This is a genomic window from Luteolibacter sp. SL250 (assembly GCF_026625605.1).
Taxonomy (GTDB): Bacteria; Verrucomicrobiota; Verrucomicrobiia; order Verrucomicrobiales; family Akkermansiaceae; genus Luteolibacter.
Genome location: NZ_CP113054.1, coordinates 1,227,222 through 1,242,037 on the forward strand (window position 1 = coordinate 1,227,222; position 14,816 = coordinate 1,242,037).

The 14,816-nt window shown below is 62.9% G+C and carries 11 protein-coding genes; 6 read left to right on the forward strand and 5 right to left on the reverse strand.

Features of this window, described 5'->3' with window-relative positions; translation table 11 throughout:
- Positions 1–107: 107 nt before the first annotated feature.
- The 4 genes from OVA24_RS05455 to ispD all read right to left on the reverse strand — a co-directional run bounded on the left by OVA24_RS05455 (position 108) and on the right by ispD (position 4,479).
- Positions 108–1,346: a 4-hydroxy-3-methylbut-2-enyl diphosphate reductase gene (locus tag OVA24_RS05455; protein WP_267674180.1), complete on the reverse strand. Its 1,239-nt coding sequence runs from the start codon at positions 1,344–1,346 to the stop codon at positions 108–110.
- A 38-nt stretch (positions 1,347–1,384) separates the two neighbouring features.
- Entirely contained in the window at positions 1,385–2,083 is a 699-nt protein-coding gene (locus OVA24_RS05460; protein ID WP_267674181.1) for a YwaF family protein, read from the reverse strand.
- A gap of 130 nt (positions 2,084–2,213) precedes the next feature.
- Positions 2,214–3,449, reverse strand: a complete 1,236-nt coding sequence (locus tag OVA24_RS05465; RefSeq protein ID WP_267674182.1) for a M16 family metallopeptidase — start codon at positions 3,447–3,449, stop codon at positions 2,214–2,216.
- A gap of 349 nt (positions 3,450–3,798) precedes the next feature.
- Positions 3,799–4,479, reverse strand: a complete 681-nt coding sequence (gene ispD, locus OVA24_RS05470) for a 2-C-methyl-D-erythritol 4-phosphate cytidylyltransferase (RefSeq protein ID WP_267674183.1) — start codon at positions 4,477–4,479, stop codon at positions 3,799–3,801.
- Between the two features lie 194 nt (positions 4,480–4,673).
- Between ispD and OVA24_RS05475 the strand changes: the two genes are divergently transcribed.
- From OVA24_RS05475 to OVA24_RS05500, 6 genes are all read left to right on the forward strand, one after another.
- Complete coding sequence (locus OVA24_RS05475) at positions 4,674–5,339, forward strand: RNA polymerase sigma factor (protein ID WP_267674184.1); 666 nt, start codon at positions 4,674–4,676, stop codon at positions 5,337–5,339.
- On the forward strand, positions 5,336–6,868 hold the full coding sequence (locus OVA24_RS05480) for a LamG-like jellyroll fold domain-containing protein (RefSeq protein ID WP_267674185.1): 1,533 nt from the start codon (positions 5,336–5,338) through the stop codon (positions 6,866–6,868). The genes OVA24_RS05475 and OVA24_RS05480 overlap by 4 nt, the downstream gene beginning before the upstream one ends.
- Positions 6,869–7,069: 201 nt before the next feature.
- Positions 7,070–9,475: a hypothetical protein gene (locus OVA24_RS05485; protein WP_267674186.1), complete on the forward strand. Its 2,406-nt coding sequence runs from the start codon at positions 7,070–7,072 to the stop codon at positions 9,473–9,475.
- 30 nt (positions 9,476–9,505) lie between these two features.
- Positions 9,506–10,237 carry a hypothetical protein gene (locus tag OVA24_RS05490; RefSeq protein WP_267674187.1) on the forward strand — a complete coding sequence of 244 codons (732 nt, stop codon included), beginning with the start codon at positions 9,506–9,508 and terminating at the stop codon, positions 10,235–10,237.
- Between the two features lie 33 nt (positions 10,238–10,270).
- Entirely contained in the window at positions 10,271–12,679 is a 2,409-nt protein-coding gene (locus OVA24_RS05495; RefSeq protein ID WP_267674188.1) for a hypothetical protein, read from the forward strand.
- Positions 12,680–12,948: 269 nt separating this feature from the next.
- The gene (locus OVA24_RS05500; RefSeq protein WP_267674189.1) at positions 12,949–14,640 is read left to right on the forward strand and encodes a serine hydrolase; all 1,692 of its coding nucleotides are present in this window, start codon (positions 12,949–12,951) and stop codon (positions 14,638–14,640) included.
- Positions 14,641–14,648: 8 nt separating this feature from the next.
- Here the strand turns inward: OVA24_RS05500 and OVA24_RS05505 are convergent, their stop codons facing one another.
- Positions 14,649–14,801 (reverse strand): hypothetical protein, encoded by a 153-nt coding sequence (locus OVA24_RS05505; RefSeq protein WP_267674190.1) that lies wholly within the window; start codon positions 14,799–14,801, stop codon positions 14,649–14,651.
- Positions 14,802–14,816 lie beyond the last annotated feature (15 nt).

The window sequence follows — 14,816 nt, forward strand, 5'->3', positions numbered from 1 at the left end:
GGGCAGTAGCCCAACCCATCCACCTTCCCTCTTCCTTTGCGTAGCTTCGCGGCCTTGGCAACTTTGCGGTAGATCCCCTAGGGTTCGTCAACACCGCCGGTGAGCCTCTACGCCCCGGCCACCGCCTCACGGCCGATCCCCCGAAGCTCGAACACCTTGAAGACCGTCTCCTCGATCAGGTTGTTCGGGCAGGAAGCTCCGGCGGTGATGCCGATGACGGCGGGCGCGTCCCCCGCGAGGATCCTTGAGTAACTGGTCGTCTCCTCGTGCTTGTGGAGGTCGAAGTGGACGATTTCCTCCAGCGACCTGATGCAGGAGGCGTCCCGGATGAAGAACGTCGGCAGTTCCTTTTCGCCGATTTCGACGAGATGCTGCGTGTTGGAACTGTTGTAGCCGCCCACGACCAGCAGCATGTCCATTTTCACGCGCAGCATCTCGAACAGGGCGTCCTGCCGCTCCTGGGTGGCCCCGCAGATGGTGTCGAACACCTGGAAATTCGCGCCGTTGTGGTCCCGCTCGATCACGGCGGCCAGCAGGCGTGTCTGGATCTCCTGCGTCTCGCTTTTCAGCATGGTCGTCTGGTTCGCCACGCCGATGCGCTGGAGGTGGATGTCAGGATCGAAGCCATCGGACACGCAGTTGCCGAAGCGCTTCATGAAGTCCGCCTTGTTGCCGTGGCCCTTGATGTAGTTGCCGACGTAGTCCGTGTCCGCCAGAGTCAGGATGACGAGGTAGTGGCCGGTGCCGTCCTCGCCGAGCGCGCGGGACGCGGTGGCGCGGGTTTCTTCGTGGTTCGACTTGCCGTGGATGATGGAGGTCACGCCGTCCTTCGCGTAGCCGCGGACGCGCCGCCAGACCTTCATCACATCCCCGCAGGTGGTGTCCACCACATAGCTGCCGCGCTCCTCCACCTTTTTCATGAAGTGGGTGGGTGCGCCGAAGGCCGGGACGATGACCACATCATCCTCCGTGAGATCGTCATAGTCCTCCGTGAGTTCCTGCCATGGCAGGGAGACGATGTTCATCTCCCGGAGCTGGCGGTTGACCTCCGGGTTGTGGATGATCTCGCCGATCAGGAAGATGCGGTTCTCCGGGAAAACACGCCGCGAGGCGTAGGCCAGGTCGATCGCCCGCTCCACCCCGTAACAGAAGCCGAACTGCTGGGCGAGCAGCACCGTCGTGTTGCCGATGGTGATCTTTCCGCCGCGGTCCTTCAGCTTCTCCACGATGGAGGAGTGGAAATGCACCGCCACCTCCGCGGCCACGCGCTCCATGACATCCGGACGGCGGACGTTCACGCGCGGGCGTTTCGTTTTCTGGGCGGGATCTGCGGCGGCGTCGCTCATCTGCTCCACCTATAAACCGGGATGGCAGGCCGACCAACTCATTTTCCCCGCCGTGCCGCGCCCGCGAACGGCAACGCCAGCAGGAAATAGAGCACCAGTGCCAAGCCCGCCATCGCCAGCAGGTACCACGGCCATGGACCGAGGTGGTCGATCAGGCTGGGATTCGGCGGAGGTCCCGCGGCAAAACCGAAGTTGGTTCCCAGGACTTTGTTCACCGTCATGGCGAAGGCGAGGTAAGCCAGCGACCATAGGAAAACCTCCACCGGGCTGCGCCACAGCGGCGTCTTCGGCCTCCAGCCCTCCACGATGGGCAGGTAGAACGCCGTGCCCACGATGACGAAGTGGTGGACGAAGAACATGATGAACGGCCACTCCGGAAAGCCGACGGTGATGGCCGGCGTCAGCAGCCCCTGCATGGTGGCGGCCAGTCCCCAGAAATACGTCAGGGTCGCCAGCAGGTGGTTCCGCGTCAGCAGCGCGAAGCCACCGGTGATGGCCGCGATGTCGCACAGGTGGAAAGGGATCAGGTTGTCCAGACTCTTGTCCGCACTCAGCGACAGCCACGCCGCCTGTCCCAGCGGGTAGGCCGCCAGGTTGGTGAATGCCAGCACCCAGGTGGCGAACAGCCGCCGCCGCCCACCCATCCTCCCGAGCAGGATTAGGATGGTGATGACCACCGCACCAACGAGCACCGCATAGTAGTGTTCCGGCGTGAAGGGTTGGAAAGCACGTGGCATGAGAGTAAGGAGGGTGGACACTCCTGTCCACCGGCTGCAACAGGAACCCGGAGAATCCGGTTCACCATGGCATGGTCCGCACGCTAGCCAGTCCGGGGCACTGAGTCAAACGGATCGCTTTTGCCGGTCCTCAACCCACCCCGATCTCCGCCATCGCAGGCTGCTGGTCCATAAAAACCTCCCTCGCGATGCTCCGCACATCCTCATCCGTCACGGCCAGGATCTTCTCGCGCCAGGCGGCGGGCGAGGGGATCTCATCGAAATCCAGCAAGCCCTCCCCGGCCCACGCGGCGTGGGAGCCGGTGGACTCGAACGCCAGCTTGCTCTGGGCGATCATCAGCCGCTTCGCGCGGTCCAGTTCGCCGGGGCGCGGGCCATTTTCCACCAGGTCCGCGATCTCACGGTGGATGCACTCCAGCGCTTCCTCCCGTGATTCCGGATCAAGGCCGGCATTGACCTCGAACGATCCGGTTTCGTCGAAAAACGTCACATCGCTGCCGATCTGGTAACAGAGCCCGCGTTCCTCCCGCAGTTCCAGGAACAGGCGGGAGCTGGAGATTTCCCCCAGCATCATGCTCAGCAGGCGCAGCGCGTGGCGGCTCTCCGAGCGCCTGCCCGGCGTGTGCCAGGCCAGCGAAAGCTGGAGCTGGTCGGACTCCCGCAGGTCGGTGATCTTCCGCAGCGGGGCCTCCTCCACATTGAATGGCAGCGGCGGCGTGCCGGGGTGGAACTCCGTGGGCAGATGAGGTGCCAGCATCTCCATCACCTGATCCGCGGTGAACGGACCGGCGGCGGCGATGACGATGTCATCCCGGAAATGGTGGAGGTCGCGGAACTTGACCAGCGTTTCCCGGTCGATGGCGTGGATGGACTCCTCGGAGCCGGAGATCGCGTTGCCCAGCGGATGCTCTCCCCAGAGCGCGGAGGAGATAAGGTCGCCGATGTGGTCGGACGGGGACTCCCGGTACATCGTGATTTCCTCGCCGATGACTTCGCGCTCCAGGTCGATCTCCGCTTCGGGGAACGTGGCGTGCCAGACCATGTCCGACAGCACATCCACCAGCACCGGCATCAGGTCCGCCTCCCCGCGGCCTTCATAGACCGTCTGGTCTTCGGAGGTGCAGGCATTGATCTGCCCGCCCGCGTCCTCGATCTCATAGCTGATCTGCTTCGCCGTGCGGCGGGTGGTGCCCTTGAAAACCATGTGCTCCACGAAGTGCGCCAGCCCCGCCGGCAGCTCCGCCTCATCCCGGCTGCCCACCGGAATGTAGATGGAAAGCGCCGCGCATTCGGAATCCGCGATGGTCGCCACGGCCAGACGCGGCCCGTCCGGGATCCGCCGCCACTCGTATATCGCTTTGCTCATCGTGAAAGTTCGCGCCTTCCCCCGGTTCGTTCCGGAGAGGGCCGCCGAAGGAAAGCACGGGGGCCGGGGGAGTCAATGGAAAGTGGGATGGCGGGGATAGGGGGTTAGCTGCCGCCTGGCGGGCGCCAGGATGTGGCTGTGGCGTCCCGCCGCAGGCCGTGGCGACGGCGTCCCGCCGTCGTTTTCGAGGTGACCATTGACCGATATGCTTCCACAAGCGGAAAGTTATGACGTCCAACCGAATGTCCAAAGAGATGGCTCGTGTTCTCCGGGGAAGAATTGCGGCGGGACGCCACAATCACGGCCTGCGGCGGGACGCCGCAGCCACGGTCCATTTCTAAGCACGACGCTATTGGATCAACGCTTCCGCCAACCCGAGATCCGCGGGGGTCGTTACCTTCAGGTTCGGGTGCTTCGATTCCACGAATTTCACTTTTACTCCCAGTGCCTCGGCGGCGGAGACTTCGTCGGTGATGGTCAGATTTTCTTCCTCCACTTTCGCGTAGGCCTGTCTCAGAAGCTCGGCTGAGAAAATCTGCGGGGTCTCCATGAACCAGAGGTTTTCGCGTGAAACCGCGCCGGTGCAGAAGGCGTCCTCGTCGGACCGCTTCAGGGTTTCGGTCACCCGGCGGGCGAGGGTGGCGGCCTGGTGGACGGCGGCCTCCGCCACGCAGCGGGCGATGTCATCTGGATGGACCAGCGGGCGCGCGCCATCGTGGACGGCGACGAGTTCCGTGCCATCCGGCAGCGCGGCGAGGCCCTGGGCGACGGAGTCCTGCCGGTCCTTCCCTCCATCGACGCGGACGACGGGCTTCGTGAAACGCGCGGCCTCCCCCAGCAACTCCCAGCGTTCCTCCGGGCAGACGATGATGATCGATGAGATGGCGTCCGCCGTGAGGAAAGCATCCAGCGTCCGCCGCAGCACCGGCACCCCGCAGAGCGGCGCGGACAGCTTGTCAAAACCCATCCGGCGGCTGGAGCCGGCGGCGACGATGATCGCGGTGCAGACGGGGATGCTGGCGGTGGACACGTGCGGAGTTTCATGGGCTGGTGCGGTGCCGTCCATTTCTTTCCGATTGGGATTACCACTGATTGCACTGATTACACAGATTCAGAATGTCCCGTTCTCTTTTCTGGAAATCAGTGGAATCAGTGAAATCAGTGGTCATTCATCCTCCTAGCCCTGAGGGGCTTGAACGGAGGCGATCTTTCCTTGATCCCGCCATGGAAAATGCCGGAGTCTGGAGGCCGGGCGCGGAGCTGGAAAAAATTTCCGCCGTCCGTGTGTCAATGGCCGCGCCTCGTGACAATTTCCCCGTGTCGGACGTCTCCGAATCCACCGAAGAATCCGCGGTCGTGACTGCGGCCCGCGCGGGGGATGCGGACGCATTCGGCGAGCTGGTCAGGCGCTATGAGCAGAACATCCGCGCCTGTCTGGTCATCCGCCTGAAGAACCCGCACGACGCAGAAGACCTTGCCCAGGACACATTCATCACCGCTTTCCAGAAGCTCGCGGACTTCGACACGAAGCTCCCGCTCGGGCCGTGGCTGCGCGGCATCGCCTTCAACCTGCTGCGCAACTTCCAGAAAAAGAACCGCCCCATCGCCGTCGGCGCGGAAACCGAGCTCGCCGGCCTGATCGACGCGAAAATCTCCGAACGCTACGCCCCGCTCCAGGAAGCCAACCTTTTCTCCATCCTAGACGACTGCATGGAAAAACTCGATCCAGCCGCCCGCCAGCTTCTCCACCGCCGCTACCATGATGATGCGGCGGTGCAGGACATCGCGGCGGAGTCGCAGCGCAACCACTCGACCGTGACCATGCAGCTCCATCGTCTGCGCGCCGCGCTGGCGGAGTGCATCCGCAACCAGACCGCCCCCACGCCATGACCGACTTCGAGACCGAGAAACTGCTGGCGCGCTGGATCGACGGGGACACTCTCACCGATGCGGAACTTTCAGCCCTGAAAGCCGCGCTGGAATCCCGCCCGGACCTGCTGGACGCCGCGGCGGACCAGGTGGTGCTGGATCGACTTTTGGAGCACCGCGTCGTCGGTCTGGCGGACTTCCCCGGAGAAGTCAGGAGGGAAATGCTTCCTGTCCGTAAGGTGGTGCCGTTCTTCCTCCGTCCGAAGGTCTGGGCGGCAGTGGCCACCGTGGCGGTGGCGGGATGGGTGGCGGACGCAGTCTTCCATCCGCTTTCGCAAGGACCGGTGGCGGAGATCACCGGCAGCACCGGCGCGGACGGCATCCCCGCCGAAAAGTCTTTCCGCAAGGGCGAGATCCTCTCCTTCCGGGAAGGCTTCGTCTCCGTCCGCTTCAAGGACGGTGCGGAGGTCGTCATCGAGGGGGATGCACAGCTCCAGTTTCTCGGCACGAACCGTGCGAAGCTCTTGAAAGGCAGCGCCGTGGCGAACGTGCCGGAGTCCGCCCATGGCTTCACCATCGACGGCCCGGGAGGAAAGGTCGTGGACATCGGCACCGAGTTCGCGGTGAAGACCGCGGGCGACCAGATGGAGGTCCACGTCCTCAAGGGGGAAGTGGAAGCGAAGGCGCAGGGCCACCGTACCGTCTCGCTGAAAGAGGACAAAGCCGCGCTCATCGGGAAAAACGGCGTCGCCAGCCTGGTGGCCGCGCCCGGGAATTTCCTGACCGCCCTGCCGCCGAAGCATGGTGCCTCGCCAATCGACTACCTCCACTGGGCCTTCGATGAAGGCTCCGGCTTGGGGGCCCGTGCGGATGTCCGCGGCGTGGCGTCTCCGGAACAGGCCACCGGGACGCTCACCTCTCTGCCCGGCGGCTCGACCGTGCCACAGTGGATGGATGGGGTGAATGGCTCCGCCATTTCCTTCAGCGGCCAGGATGACTACATTCAGACGGAGTTTCCCGGCTTCGGCGGATCCTCCGCACGGACCGTTTCCCTGTGGGTGAAGGTGCCGCAGGACCTGAAGGCGACGGAGGGCTACGCGCTTGTCAGTTGGGGCGCACACAGTTCTCCGGGGGATACCTGGCAGGTCTCCATCAACCCGGATGCGGAAGATGGCCCAGTCGGTTCGCTGCGGGTGGGTACCCATGAAGGCGAAGTGGTGGGGGCCACGGATCTGCGCGACGGCGCCTGGCACCACCTGGCCGCCGTGCTTTACGAAGGCCGCCCGGCGAATGTGGCCATCCACATCCTCCTCTACGTCGATGGCCGTCTGGAACCCGCCGCACGGAAAAGCATCCGCAGGATCAACACGGACATCACCGGCCCGCTGGCGCAGCGCGTGGCCTTCGGGAAAAATTCCGCGGTGCGTTCCGCCGGTGCGCGCATGCCGAAGCATACCTTCCGCGGCGGCATCGATGAAGTCACCCTCTGCCCCGCCGCTCTCTCGCAGAAAGAGATCCAGTCCTTGATGAAGACCGGCCGGATTGATTGATCCGTCGGGATGGGTCCTCTGGGACCGCGGAATTTATTCCGCCCCGGAGAATCCAGTTCTTGCGAAGCCAAGCGGAATGAATTCCGCGGTCCAATTTCCAGGGAAGCAGCCTTCACTTTCTCCGAAATTTTTTCACGGAGATGTGTCATGCCGTATCCGTGCCGACAACATCATGGGAACCCGAAACCCAACAGAAACCCCATGCGCGCCATCAGCTACCTTTTCCTGTCAGCGGCCATCGCCTCCGCGGCTCCCGTCGAGCTTTCCGGAATCTATCCGCACCTTTCCTTCTTCAATGACGAACGGGAGTGCGGCACCGGCGCGGTCGTGCCGTGGGGTGACCGCCTGTGGGCCATCACCTACGCGCCGCATTCGCCCAAGGGATCCACGGACAAGCTCTATGAGATCACCAACGATCTGCAACTGATCGTCCGCCAGGAGAGCATCGGCGGCACCCCGGCGAACCGGATGATCCACAAGGAGTCCAACCAGCTTTTCATCGGGCCGTATGCCATCGACAAGAACCGCCATGTACGGACCATCCAGTATTCGAAGATGACCGGCCGCCCCACGGGCAACGCACGGCATCTTTTCGATCCGGCTGGAAAGATCTACTACGCCACCATGGAGGAAGGGATCTATGAGGTGGACGTCCACACCCTCAATGTCACCGAGCTGTTCCGCGACGAGGAGGTTCCCGGCGACGCCCGCCGGATGGAAATGGCCGGCTACCATGGAAAGGGCCTCTACACCGGCCATGGCCGCCTCATCTACGCCAACAACGGCGAGCGGGGACGCCAGAACCGCTTCCCTGAATCCGCATCCGGCGCGCTCGCGGAGTGGGACGGCAAGGCCGACAAGTGGCACATGGTCCGCCGCAACCAGTTCTGCGAGGTGACCGGCCCGGGCGGCATCTATGGAAATGAGAACCCGGACACCGATCCCATCTGGACCACCGGCTGGGACCACCGCTCCCTCATCCTGATGGTGCTGGACAAGGGTGAGTGGCATTCCTACCGCCTGCCGAAAGGCTCCCACTCCTACGACGGTGCGCATGGCCACAACACGGAGTGGCCCCGTATCCGGGAGATCGGAGAGGGGAATGATCTCCTCATGACCATGCACGGGACCTTCTACAAGTTCCCGAAGGACTTCACCCCGGCCAAGTCCGGCGGCATCGTGCCGCGCTCGAACTACCTCAAGGTCATCGGCGACTTCGCCAAGTGGAACGGCTGCCTCGTCTTCGGCTGTGATGATACCGCGCGCTCCGAGTTCGCCAACGTGCGCCAGGCAAAGGGCAAGATCGCCTCGCCTCAATCCCAGTCGAACCTCTGGTTCATGCAGCCGGAGAAAATCGACGACATCGGACCGTTGCTCGGCCGTGGCGCTCTGGCAGTCGATGATCCGCTGAAGAAAGGCGAACCGACCGACCCGTTCCTTTTCTCCGGCTATGACCTGCGTGGCGTCCACCTTTCCCATGACGGTAAGGGGGAGGTGATCTTCGAGTTCGAGGTGGACAAGAACGGCACCGGAACCTGGGAGCCGCTGCTGAAGCTGCCCGTGGGGCCGAACATGGAAACCTTCCACACCTTCACGGATGACCAGGCTGGTGCCTGGGTGCGCGTGAAAGTTTCCGAGGATGTGGCGAAGGGGAACATCTCCTTCATCTTCCGCGACAAGGATGCCCGGACGGAGAAAAGCGACGCGATCTTCAATGGCATCGCCGCCTCAGGGTCAAAGGATCTGACCGGCGGCCTCGTCCGGGCGCGTGATGGGGAAAAGCGTGACCTCGCCTTCGCCGCCGTGTCACCGGATGGCAAGGACATCGGTTTCTACCTGCTCAACGAGAAGCTGGAACTCGTCCGAACGGAGAATCCGCAAGAACTGGATTTCCACAAGAAGAACACCGTCATCCCCACCGGCATGCTGACGGAGGACGCGGCGTCCGTGATCTTCTCCGATGACGAGGGCAAGAAATGGCGCCTGCCGAAGAATGCGGAAGGCTATGAAAACGGCGGCAGCTTCGGCGGCAACCGCATCGCCCGTGAGGTGGCGACGGAGCGCGACCTGTTCAATGCCTACGGAACCTTCTACGAACTGCCATCCCGCAACGCGGGCAGCTTCTCCCGCGTCCGTCCGGTCGCCACGCACAACCGCGCGGTGCATGACTTCTGCTCCTACCGCGGGCTGTTTGTCGCCTCCGGGGTCGCCACCGATGCGTCCGCTGACAACAAGCACATCATCCGCTCCGACGACGGCAAGGCCGCCCTCTGGGCCGGAAATGTGGATGACCTCTGGAAGCTCGGGAAGCCACGCGGCAAGGGCGGTCCGTGGAAAGACACCGCCGCCAAGCGCGGCGAGGCGTCCGATCCCTATTTGATGACCGCGTATGACAAGAAGACGCTCACCCTCACCGCGGACAAGGACATCATCATCCGTATGGAGGTGGACATCGCCGGAAACGGAACGTGGGTGAACCACAAGCGTTTCGAGGTGAAGGCAGGACAGCCGCTGGAACACGTGTTCCCTGACGCGTTCTCCGCCTACTGGTGCCGCTTCACCACCAGCGCGGATGCAAAGGTGACCGCACAACTGGCGTATGAGTGAAGCTATCCCTTGAATTGAAAGATGATGAAAATGAAATTTTCCCTGCTGCTTGCGCTGTTTTCCGGAGGCATCGCTTCCGGAGCCACCCTTCTCACCGACAATTTCGAATCCGGAAGTGTTTCCACGGATTGGTCGGTGAACAAGAATGCGACCGTCACCGCTGGAGGCCCCGTGGGCTCCACCAACTACGCGGCGATCGGGCCGTATGATCCTGTCACCAACGGCCAGAACTGGGGGGGCTTGGGCAAGGTATTCTCCGATGGAGGTGTCGCCTCGATGATGCTTGATGTGGATTTCCGCCTGAAAGGCACCGACCGCCAGTTCAACCTGAACGTCTCCACCTACTCCACGACTCCGAATGGGAATGACGCTGCCATCAACCTGATCTATACCGGATCGAACTGGCAGGTCCACAACGGGACCTCCTTCGTGACCCTCTCGGGTCTCATGGCGGTCACGGCAAACTCCTGGTATCACATGACGCTTGAAACCGTGGGCTGGGGGAGCAACGGAGCGACCTACAACATCACCATCAGTGATGGGGTGACCAGCAGCACGGTCACCGGACTGACGACAAGGCAGGCCGGCAACATCAACACGGCCACCGTGAGATCGTTCATCTTCAACAGCCGGTACGGCAACAATCCCGGCTTCGACATCGACAACCTCGTCGTCTCCGGAACCGTGATTCCGGAGCCATCCGCCCTGTTTCTGGCCCTGGCCGCCGCGCCCCTTTTCATGCGCCGTTCACGCGCCATTTGAATTTTGTCACCGAAACCTAGCAACCATACACCAATGCGTATCCTCAGCTATCTGTTCCTCGGCGCCGCGCTTGCGACCGCAGCTCCCGTGGAAATCTCCGGCATCTACCCGAGCCTGACCTACTTCAACCAGGAAGGCGAGTGTGGCACCGGCGCGGTCGTGCCATGGGCGGACCGCCTGTGGGTGGTCACCTATGCCCCGCACAAGCCCGGCGGCTCCTCGGACAAGCTCTATGAGATCACCCCGGATCTCAAGCTCATCATCCGTCCGGAGAGCATCGGCGGCACCCCTGCGAACCGGATGATCCACAAGGAGTCCAACCAGCTTTTCATCGGACCCCATGCCATCGACGGCGAGGGCAAGGTCAGGACCATCCCCTACAAGACGATGCACGGCCGCCCGACCGGTAATGCGCGCCACCTGTTCGATCCGTCAGGAAAGATCTATCAGGCGACCATGGAGGAAGGCATCTATGAGGTGGATGTGAAATCGCTGGAGGTGAAGGAACTCTGGCGGGATACCCATGTCAAAAGCGACTCGCGTCTGGCGGATCTTCCCGGATACCACGGCAAGGGCCTCTACTCCGGACAGGGTGTGCTGATCTACTCGAACAACGGCGAATACGGCAACGCGGCCCACACCAAACCGGAAACCCCGTCCGGCGTCCTCGCGGAGTGGGACGGCAAGGCGGACAAGTGGAAGATCGTCCGCCGCAACCAGTTCACCGAAGTGACCGGCCCCGGCGGCATCACCGGAAATCCGGACGCCGCCAACGACCCCATCTGGGCCGTCGGCTGGGACCATCGCTCCCTCATCCTCATGTGCCGCTTCAAGGGTGAGTGGCATCCCTACCGCCTGCCGAAGGGTTCCCACTCCTATGATGGTGCCCACGGCTGGAACACCGAGTGGCCGCGCATCCGCGAAATCGGCGAAGGCAACGACCTGCTCATGACCATGCATGGGACCTTCTGGAAGTTCCCGCTCACCTTCACCCCGGAAAATTCCGCGGGCATCGCGCCGCGTTCGAATTACCTCAAGGTCATTGGTGACTTCGCCAAGTGGAACGACCGCATCGTCTTCGGCTGCGATGACACCGCCGCCGCCGAGTTCCTCAACACCCGCAAGGCGAAGGGCAAGATCGCCGCTCCGCAGTCGCAGTCGAACCTCTGGTTCGTCGATCCGGCGAAGCTCGACCAGCTCGGCGTTGTCATTGGCCGTGGCGCCGTGTGGGCGAACGAACCTGTGAAAGCGGGAGAAGCGTCGGATCCCTACATGTTCAGCGGCTACGATCACCGCGGCCTGCATCTGACGCAGGACGGGGACAAGGAAGTCGTCGTGGAACTGGAAGTGGACAAGGCCGGCAATGGCAAGTGGGAACCGCTGGCGAAGCTGACCGTCCCGGCCGGGAAGGAACTTTTCCATGTCTTCACCAAGGAGCAGACCGGCACCTGGGTCCGCCTGAAAGCGTCCGCGGACGTCAAGAAGGCGAACGCCGTCTTCACCTACCGCAACGAGGACAAGCGCACGGAGGCACAGGACGCCGCGTTCGCTGGCATCGGCAAGCCGGGCGCAACCACCGTCACCGGCGGTCTCGTCCGCGCGCTGCCAAAGGACCGCAAGGTGCTCGGCTTCTCCGCCGCCACCCCGGACGGTTCGGACATCGGCTACTATGAACTGGATGCCGACCTGAAGCTCGTGAAGAAGGATGACGCCGCCGCCCTGGCCTACCAGAAGGAACACACCGCCATCCCCGCCAACGTGCTGACCAGCGACGCCGCCTCCGTCATCTTCACCGATGACGATGGTAAGAAATGGCGCCTGCCAAAGGGAGACCCTGCCTTCGAAAAAGGCGGCACCTTCGGCAACTACCGCGTGGCCCGTGAGGTGGCGACGGAGCGTGACCTGTTCAACTCGAACGGCACCTTCTTCGAATTGCCCGCACGCAATGCCGGTGGCTTCTCCCGCGTGCGCCCTGTCGCGACCCACAACCTCATGGTGCATGACTTCTGCTCCTACCGCGGTCTGTTCGTCATCTCCGGCATCTCCACCGACGCACCGGCGGACACCGGCCGCATCATCAAGTCCGACGACGGCAAGACCTCCCTCTGGGTCGGCGCCATCGACGATATCTGGAAGCTCGGCAAGCCGCGCGGCGAGGGTGGTCCGTGGAAGGACACCGCCGTGAAGGCGGGCGAAGTTTCCGACCCTTACCTGATGACCGCCTACGACAAGAAGTCGCTGACGCTGTCCTCTGACAAGGACGCGACCGTGACCATCGAGGTGGACATCTCCGGCAACGGATCATGGGTTGTCACGGACAAGGTGGAGGTAAAATCCGGCACCGCTTACAACCATGAGTTCCCAGCGGAGTTCTCCGCCTACTGGATCCGCTTCACCTCGGACAAGGACGCGAAAGCGACCGCGCAACTGAGCTACCGCTGATCCTCCGCACGGAGTCTCTCCAGGCCCTCGCGCAGCACCGAAAGGACGCCTGCGTCGAGGGCCTCATTGTGTCCCAGCAGTCCGGCGACGACTTTCTCCGCCCATTGGAATCAGAGGGGGAGGGGATGTCATGCATTTAGCTTTTCGTAGCGTCATGGCTGCGCCATGACGGCTGGGTGGACGGATGCGACACTGCGACTCCGGTTGATGATGGATGGCGCCTTTTTCCATGCGGAGCCGTGGCGAAGAGGTTGGATTTCCCCGCCGTCATGGCGCAGCCATGCCGCTACTTCGGGCAGTTCGGTCTGGCACCGGCTTCAATGCACCGGCAACATGCGGCCATGCTCCGGAATCTCATGCTCACCTTGCTCGCCGTCTCGGGTACCCTGGGAACCGCCCGTGCCGACAAGTCGCTCGCGGAAGCGGCACTCGCCTTCAAGGACCGGGTTCCCGCAGGCTGCATCGTCACCGGTGAACTTCGCGACGGTCAGGTCACATATTCCGTGGTCGGAAAGGCGGAGCCGGACGGCGTCCCTCCGGAGCGGCGGGCCTTCGAGATCGGCTCGATCACCAAGGTCATCACCGGCGTCCTGCTCGCGCGGACGGTCATCGAGAAAAAGGCACGGCTGGATTCCACCCTGGCGGAACTTCTGGGTCCGGATTTCAAATTCGCCGACGAAAGGGTGGGGAAGATCACGCTGATCCAGCTCTCCACCCACACCAGTGGACTGCCGCGTCTGCCAGGGAACATGGGGCCGGACCCTGATGCGAATCCGGATCCCTACTCGCGCTACGATCTGGCGAAATTGAAGGAATACCTGGGCAGGGTCAGGCTCAAGGGCGGGCCTCCCTACGACGCCTCCTATTCCAATCTCGGCGTCGGATTGCTCGGAGAAATGTTGGCCCTGGTTCATGGATCGACGTGGGACCTGCTGGTGAAGGAGAAAGTCACCGGCCCCCTGGGCATGAAGGACACCATGATGGTCCCTGATGAGGATCTGAGGAAACGTCTCTCCCCTCCGTATCACGACAAGGTCCCGGGCCATGAATGGACCTTCCGGGCGATGGCGGGCGCGGGTGCGCTGCGCTCCACGGCGGCGGATCTGATGATCTTCGCGCAGGCAATGATCGAGCCGGAGAAGACCCCCATTGCGGATGCCATCCGTGACATGATGCAGGTCCACGCATCCTACCCGGATGCGGGAGGGGAAGTCGGCCTGGGTATCATGATCGGCAAGCTCGATGGGGAACGGGACTACATGCACACCGGTGGCACCGGCGGCTACCGTACCGCGCTCCAGGTCATCCCGTCGAAAAAGTCCGTCCGGATCATCCTCATCAACAATGACAACCTCCCGGCGGAGGCGCTGCTGAGAGCGGTGAGGGAGGACAGGAAGCCGGTGGTGACGGAGGAAGTTGCGCTCACGGAGGTGGAGCTCGACACCTACACCGGAGTCTATGAGATGGGGCCGGGTGCGGGTTTCACCATTCTCCGTCGTGGGGCCTCCCTCCATGCGCGGCTCACCGGGCAGCCTTTCTTTCCGGTGAAAAGCATGGGCAACGACCGCTTCCGGTATGAGGTGGTGGCGGCGGAACTCCAGTTCGTGAAAGAAGCCGGCGCGGTGAAATCCCTCATCCTCTTCCAGAATGGCCGGGAGTTGCCCGCCCGGCGCAAGGATGCACCCTTGCCGACCATCCTATTTCCTACTGCTGCGGAGCTGGCCGCCTACACCGGCGAGTATGAACTGACCCCGAAGAAGATCCTCACCATCACGGTGAAAGCGGACACCATGTATGCCCAGCTCACCGGCCAGCCTGCACTCCCTGTCTTCCAGACGAAGGCGGATTACTTCGAGCTGGATGTGGTGAAGGCCGCACTGGAGTTCCAGAAAGATGCGGAGGGAAAAGTCACCGGACTGACACTCCACCAGGGCGGGAAGCACCAGGCAGGCAAACGCTAGGTGATTGATCAGTCCTCGTCTTTGTCTTGGTCCTGATCCGTCCCCGGCGGAGGGGTGGACACATCCTTCTCCGGAGGGAAACCGTCTCCCACCACTTCTCCGGGAATTTTCGGGGTTCCATCGGGATCGGCCTGTTTCGGTTTCAGCGGGTCGTTGTTCATGGCTGCGGTTGGGGA

Bases quoted from the DNA above. Each gene is read 5' to 3' on its own strand.
- OVA24_RS05455 (WP_267674180.1), bottom strand. From the start codon at position 1,346: ATGAGCGACGCCGCCGCAGATCCCGCCCAGAAAACGAAACGCCCGCGC.
- OVA24_RS05460 (WP_267674181.1), bottom strand. From the start codon at position 2,083: ATGCCACGTGCTTTCCAACCCTTCACGCCGGAACACTACTATGCGGTG.
- OVA24_RS05465 (WP_267674182.1), bottom strand. From the start codon at position 3,449: ATGAGCAAAGCGATATACGAGTGGCGGCGGATCCCGGACGGGCCGCGT.
- OVA24_RS05475 (WP_267674184.1), top strand. From the start codon at position 4,674: ATGGAAAATGCCGGAGTCTGGAGGCCGGGCGCGGAGCTGGAAAAAATT.
- OVA24_RS05480 (WP_267674185.1), top strand. From the start codon at position 5,336: ATGACCGACTTCGAGACCGAGAAACTGCTGGCGCGCTGGATCGACGGG.
- OVA24_RS05485 (WP_267674186.1), top strand. From the start codon at position 7,070: ATGCGCGCCATCAGCTACCTTTTCCTGTCAGCGGCCATCGCCTCCGCG.
- OVA24_RS05490 (WP_267674187.1), top strand. From the start codon at position 9,506: ATGAAATTTTCCCTGCTGCTTGCGCTGTTTTCCGGAGGCATCGCTTCC.
- OVA24_RS05495 (WP_267674188.1), top strand. From the start codon at position 10,271: ATGCGTATCCTCAGCTATCTGTTCCTCGGCGCCGCGCTTGCGACCGCA.
- OVA24_RS05500 (WP_267674189.1), top strand. From the start codon at position 12,949: ATGGCGCAGCCATGCCGCTACTTCGGGCAGTTCGGTCTGGCACCGGCT.
- OVA24_RS05505 (WP_267674190.1), bottom strand. From the start codon at position 14,801: ATGAACAACGACCCGCTGAAACCGAAACAGGCCGATCCCGATGGAACC.